At 68.9% G+C, this 4572-nt stretch carries 5 protein-coding genes; 2 read left to right on the top strand and 3 right to left on the bottom strand.

All coding sequences use genetic code 11. The features are described from left to right. Together VE172_RS11910 and VE172_RS11905 are read left to right on the top strand one after the other, a co-directional pair. On the top strand, window positions 1–648 hold a 648-nt coding region (locus tag VE172_RS11910), incomplete at its 5' end, for a substrate-binding domain-containing protein (RefSeq protein ID WP_324801664.1). Next, window positions 642–1817 carry a hypothetical protein gene (locus VE172_RS11905; RefSeq protein ID WP_324801661.1) on the top strand — a complete coding sequence of 392 codons (1176 nt, stop codon included), beginning with the start codon at window positions 642–644 and terminating at the stop codon, window positions 1815–1817. The genes VE172_RS11910 and VE172_RS11905, both read left to right, overlap by 7 nt. A 62-nt stretch (window positions 1818–1879) precedes the next feature. On the opposite strand, the gene VE172_RS11900 is transcribed toward VE172_RS11905, so the two are convergent. The 3 genes from VE172_RS11900 to VE172_RS11890 form a co-directional block, all read right to left on the bottom strand. Further along, a complete protein-coding gene (locus VE172_RS11900; protein WP_324801658.1) occupies window positions 1880–2440 on the bottom strand; it encodes a hypothetical protein in 561 nt (186 codons plus the stop codon). 259 nt (window positions 2441–2699) lie between these two features. Then, window positions 2700–3275, bottom strand: a complete 576-nt coding sequence (locus VE172_RS11895; RefSeq protein WP_324801656.1) for a nucleotidyltransferase family protein — start codon at window positions 3273–3275, stop codon at window positions 2700–2702. Next, the coding region (locus tag VE172_RS11890) for a helix-turn-helix domain-containing protein (RefSeq protein ID WP_324801653.1) at window positions 3272–4572 on the bottom strand (1301 nt) is incomplete at its 5' end. The genes VE172_RS11895 and VE172_RS11890, both read right to left, overlap by 4 nt.

Here is a 4572-nt window from a genome sequence, read left to right as displayed (position 1 = left end):
CGGCCCCGCGACCCCTTCGCCACCCCCGTGCACCTGGCGGGTCCCGCCGAGCTCACCACCCTGCGGGTGCTGCCCAGCCTGGCCGAGCTGGTGGGGCGGGGACTGCGGCTGCGGGTCAGCCTCGGCCTGGCCGACGACCTGCTGAAGCGCCTGGCCGACGGGGAGTACGACCTGGTGGTGTCGACGATCCGCCCGCGCGCCAGGGCGATCGCGGCGCGGGCGCTGGCCGACGAGGAGTTCGTCCTGGTGGCTTCCGCCGACACGGCGCGCGGGATCGATCGGGAGGCGTTGCGGCGTCGGGGATATGGCGTTCTGGACGGTGTCCCGCTGGTGTCGTACGCGGAGGACCTTCCCGTGATTCGGCGCTACTGGCGAAGCGTCTTCGGCACCCGCCCCAAGGGAATCGCGGCGGTGGTGGTGTCCGACCTGCGCGGCGTCCTGGCCGCCACCCTGGCGGGCTGCGGGATCACCGTGCTGCCGCGCTATCTGTGCGCCGCTGATCTGGCGTCGGGGAGGCTCGTGGCGTTGTTGGAGCCCGAGATCCCGCCGATCAACACGCTGTACCTGGCGGCGCGGGCGGGAACTGAGCGGTTGCCGCATGTCGGCGCCGTGTCCGCGCGTTTGCTGGCCGAGGCCCCGTCATGGTGAGCGAATGGCGGATCGGCGCCACGTTACCTTCGGGCAGGTCGATGGGCTCGCGCGAATGCCAGCATGGGCAGGGATTCCGGTGGCGAGGCGAAGGTGTGTCGATGCGTAAGTGCTTTGCGGTCATGGGAGTGGTGGTGATGGGTGGTGCCCTGCTGGCGGGCTGCGACGCGTCCGGCGATCCCGACGGACTGGCCAGCCCCGAACCAACGAAGGACGCTGGCATCGACAAGGTGACGATCAAACTCGACGCCCCGACGATCACGCTGGACCCCAAGGTTCCCGGGCCGCGATGGAAACCGGTGATTGTCAACGATTCCGGAAAGGACCTCAAGGACGCCGTTCTGAAGATCACGATCGACAGGCCCGGTAAGGGTGTTCCCGCGGTGACCGTGGGCCAGCCTGGGGAGCTGACCGACCAGGACTGCGTTGTCGATGATGACGGTGAAGACGTGGGGGCCGAGGTCGACAAGGAATGTGCCGCGCATCTGAAGGAAGAGTGGGGTTTCCCGCTGGACGACGCGGGCGATCGCAGTGGATTCTCCGGCAAGTGTGCCAAGCGCGTCAAACCCGGCAAGACCGACTATCTGTTGGAGTTCGGGACGCGCGGGCTGCACGGTCCCGAAGACCTCTCCAAGATTCGCCACTACCCGCGGCTGAGGATTCACGCGAAGCTGTTCACCGCCGCGGGCATTGTGGACACGGCAACCGAGGATCTGGATGTCAAGGTTCCCAAGGCATTCGAGCGAGTCTCTTTCCGTGGCGTCCCCAAGGAGATTCCCAGCGACCGCACCAGGCCGCACAGTCTCCATTGGGGGTTCACCGTCACCAACGACACCGGGCACGATCTCGACGGCGCCGTGATCGACGTGGATGTCAACGGACGTGACCTCGTCAACATCGCGACCAAGCACAAGGGATGCGACTATCCGGCCGACTCCGGCGGCGAGCGCACCGAGATGAAGTGCACGAAGGTCGACATTGCGGCCGGCACCTCACTCACGGTCGACATGTGGGCATCGGCCGTCAAGGATTCCGGTGAACTCAAGGCCAACTGCCACGAGTTCGCCCACCTTTGCGGGCATTCAAGGCTCGAGGTGACCGTGCAAGGAGCGGATCGTGACGACGTCTTCGCCTCGGGCGCGACTCTGACACGCGTGAAGATGGTGTAGCGCGCCGGGCATGCCGATGCCGCCGCCAGCGGACTGGCGGCGGCATCGGCGAAAGGGGTTGGTTAGGGCTGAGGGGTGGTGCAGTGGGTCTTGGCCTTGCTGCCGAACAGGGTGATGGTGGCCAACAGGCTCAGCACCACTTGGGCGACGACGACCAGCAGGCCCAGCGGGAAGTACCAGCCCGGCAGGACGCTCGTGTGGGCCTGGGTTTGCATCAGGGAATCGGCGGCGCCGTCCAGCATCACGATGACGCCGCCGACAATCCCGCCAAGGGTGGTGAAGATGGCCAGGATGGCGCCGGTGATGCGGGCGCCGTTCTTGCCACTACGCACCAGGGTCCCCATAATGCCGAGCACCACGGTGAGCACCAGGTTGAGGTACATGGTGCCTATATTGAAGTCGCTTGCGGTGACTCGGGTGGATTCCCCGAGCTTCTTGTAAGCGGCGTTCATGGCGTCGACGAACTGACCGCCCGCCACGAAATCGAGCACACAGGACACGATTCCGACGACTGCCAGGATCATCAGGAACATCGGGGCCGCGCCGGGCTTGGTGGGGGCCGCGGGGGGTTGGGGGGCGCCGCCCATGGCGTCGGGCGGGGTTTGTTGCATGGGGTTGGACATGTTCTCTTTTCTCTTCTTCTCTTCGTCTGGGCTCGTTGAGGGAGTTGCGTCGCACCGAAAAGGTTTGCCTGCCTGGCGCGACCCGCAGACATTAGCGGGGCCGGGTGGCGGGATTGGACAAAGGATCCCGCTTCGTATGGTCACTCAACGCTATCGACGCAGGTAGATCAATTTAGTGCGACTAATAATCCATAAAGGATGGAAAGCGATTACACTAAGCTTGGCACGGATTGGGGACTAAAGCTTACTGAATATGTATCTATTGAGGATCTCGAATGGCGCGCCGCCATTCCGCCACGGTGTCCACATCGCTGGGATCGCCCGGGCAATCCACCTCCACCACCAGCTCGGGCACCGCCGCCAGATACGCCCTGGCGCCGCTGTCGCCGCGCGCGAACCGCGCCACCTCGCCCCAGACGGACGCGTCGAACAGAACCGGATGCCCGCGCCGCGAACCATAGCGCGCCATCGCCACCCGCGCACCCGCGCGATGCGCCGCGCGCACCCGCTCCACCGCCCGCGGGCTCAGGCGCGGCTGGTCCACCAGCGTCACCACCACCGCCTCGCACGCGGTGCCCACCGCTGACAGACCCGCGCGCAGCGACGAGCCCATGCCGCTGGCCCAGTCGGGATTGGTCACCGCGGTGTAGCCGTCGGCGGCGGGAACCTCGTCGGCCCCGGCGCCCAGCACCGCGTACACCGGCGCACAGCCCCCGTCGCGCAGGATCGCCGCCGCGTGCTCCAGAAGGGACCGACCGTGGTACTCCAGCAGGGCCTTCGGGCGGCCCATCCGCCTGCCCGCCCCGGCCGCCAGCACCAGCCCCGCGACGGTCATCGCAACCGCAGGGCCAGGAACAGGTCGACGCGGTCGGACAGGCGGCGCAGGTCCCGTCCGGTGAGGCGCTCGACGCGTTCGATGCGGTACCGCAGGGTGTTGACGTGGAGGTGGAGCTTGTCGGCGCACTTCGACCACGAGCCCTCGCACTCCAGAAACTGCTCCACGGTGGACACCAGGTCGGAGTGGTGTTGGGCGTCGTAGTCGATGAGCGGGCCCAGCACCCGGTCGTGGAACGTGCGCCGCACCTCCGGCGGCACCGCGGAGGTGAGCAGGACGTGCGAGGTCAGCTCGTCGGGGCCCGCCACCGCGTCGTCCCCGCGAGCCGCCGCCAGGCGCTCGGCGTGGCGCGCCTCCTCCAGAGCGCCGACCAGCGCGTCGGCGCCGTTGACGGGGTACGACACCCCGATCGACACCGCCGCATCCGGCAGCCCGGGGGACAGGGCGCGCACGCGCCGCCGCACCTGGTGGACGAAGTCCTCAAAGGAATCCCGCGGCCCGAGGACGGCGATGACGTCGTTCTTCACGACGGCCCAGGCGATCGGGTGCGACGACGGCGCGATCGCCTCGTCGGTGACGGCCGCCGCCAGCTCGGGCGAATCGCCCGCCGAGCACACCGCCACCGACAGGGGCCAACCGTCGTCCACGCCCGCGGCGGCGAGCTTGCCCGCCGGGTCGCCCCCGGAGTCCAGGGAGTCGATGAGATCCTGTTCGGCCTGCGGGCGCCGCAGCCTCCGATCGGCCTCCAGGGCGATGAGAGCCACCAGCTCCTCGGCGACGTCGCGGCGCTGCGGGGGCCACTGGGTGTGGTCGTCGTCCACCACCAGAAACCATCCACAGTGGGACGCCGCGCCGATGTCGAAGACCGAGTACGCGTGCCCGCCGTGGTTGAGGCGGCGCGGCAGCCGCCCGTCGTGGCCCGCCCGGGCGGCGATCGCGGCGCGGGCGTCGGCGTCGGGCTGGTCCCCGGCGGCGGGGGTGGCGCGGATCAGCCGCCCCGTGGCGGAGATGACCTGGCACTCCATCCCCAGCTCGTCGTGGACCAGATTCAGCACATCGGACAGCCCGCCGCCCGACGCGATCAGGTGGCGGTGGCGCCCCAGCACCGCCGCCAGGTCGCCCGAACGCCCCGCCGACAGGCGCTGCACCACCCGCTCGGTGATGGTCGAAAACGACACCTCCGGGCTCACCGAGAACAGCGGCAGGTCGTGGTGGCGGCAGGCGGCCACCAGCTCGGCGGGGATCTCGTCCAGGTCGGGGTCGCTGGCGCCCAGCGCCGCCACCCCGGCGGCGGTGA

It is taken from the genome of Stackebrandtia sp. (assembly GCF_035643755.1).
In the GTDB taxonomy this organism is placed as follows: domain Bacteria; phylum Actinomycetota; class Actinomycetes; order Mycobacteriales; family Micromonosporaceae; genus Stackebrandtia.
The sequence above is the reverse complement of the archived record's forward strand: the minus strand, read 5'-3'. Positions and strand labels throughout refer to the sequence as shown.

What these genes read in the sequence shown, in the direction of transcription:
- VE172_RS11905 (WP_324801661.1), top strand. Translation starts at nt 642, where the DNA reads ATGGTGAGCGAATGGCGGATCGGCGCCACGTTACCTTCGGGCAGGTCG.
- VE172_RS11900 (WP_324801658.1), bottom strand. Translation starts at nt 2,440, where the DNA reads ATGTCCAACCCCATGCAACAAACCCCGCCCGACGCCATGGGCGGCGCC.
- VE172_RS11895 (WP_324801656.1), bottom strand. Translation starts at nt 3,275, where the DNA reads ATGACCGTCGCGGGGCTGGTGCTGGCGGCCGGGGCGGGCAGGCGGATG.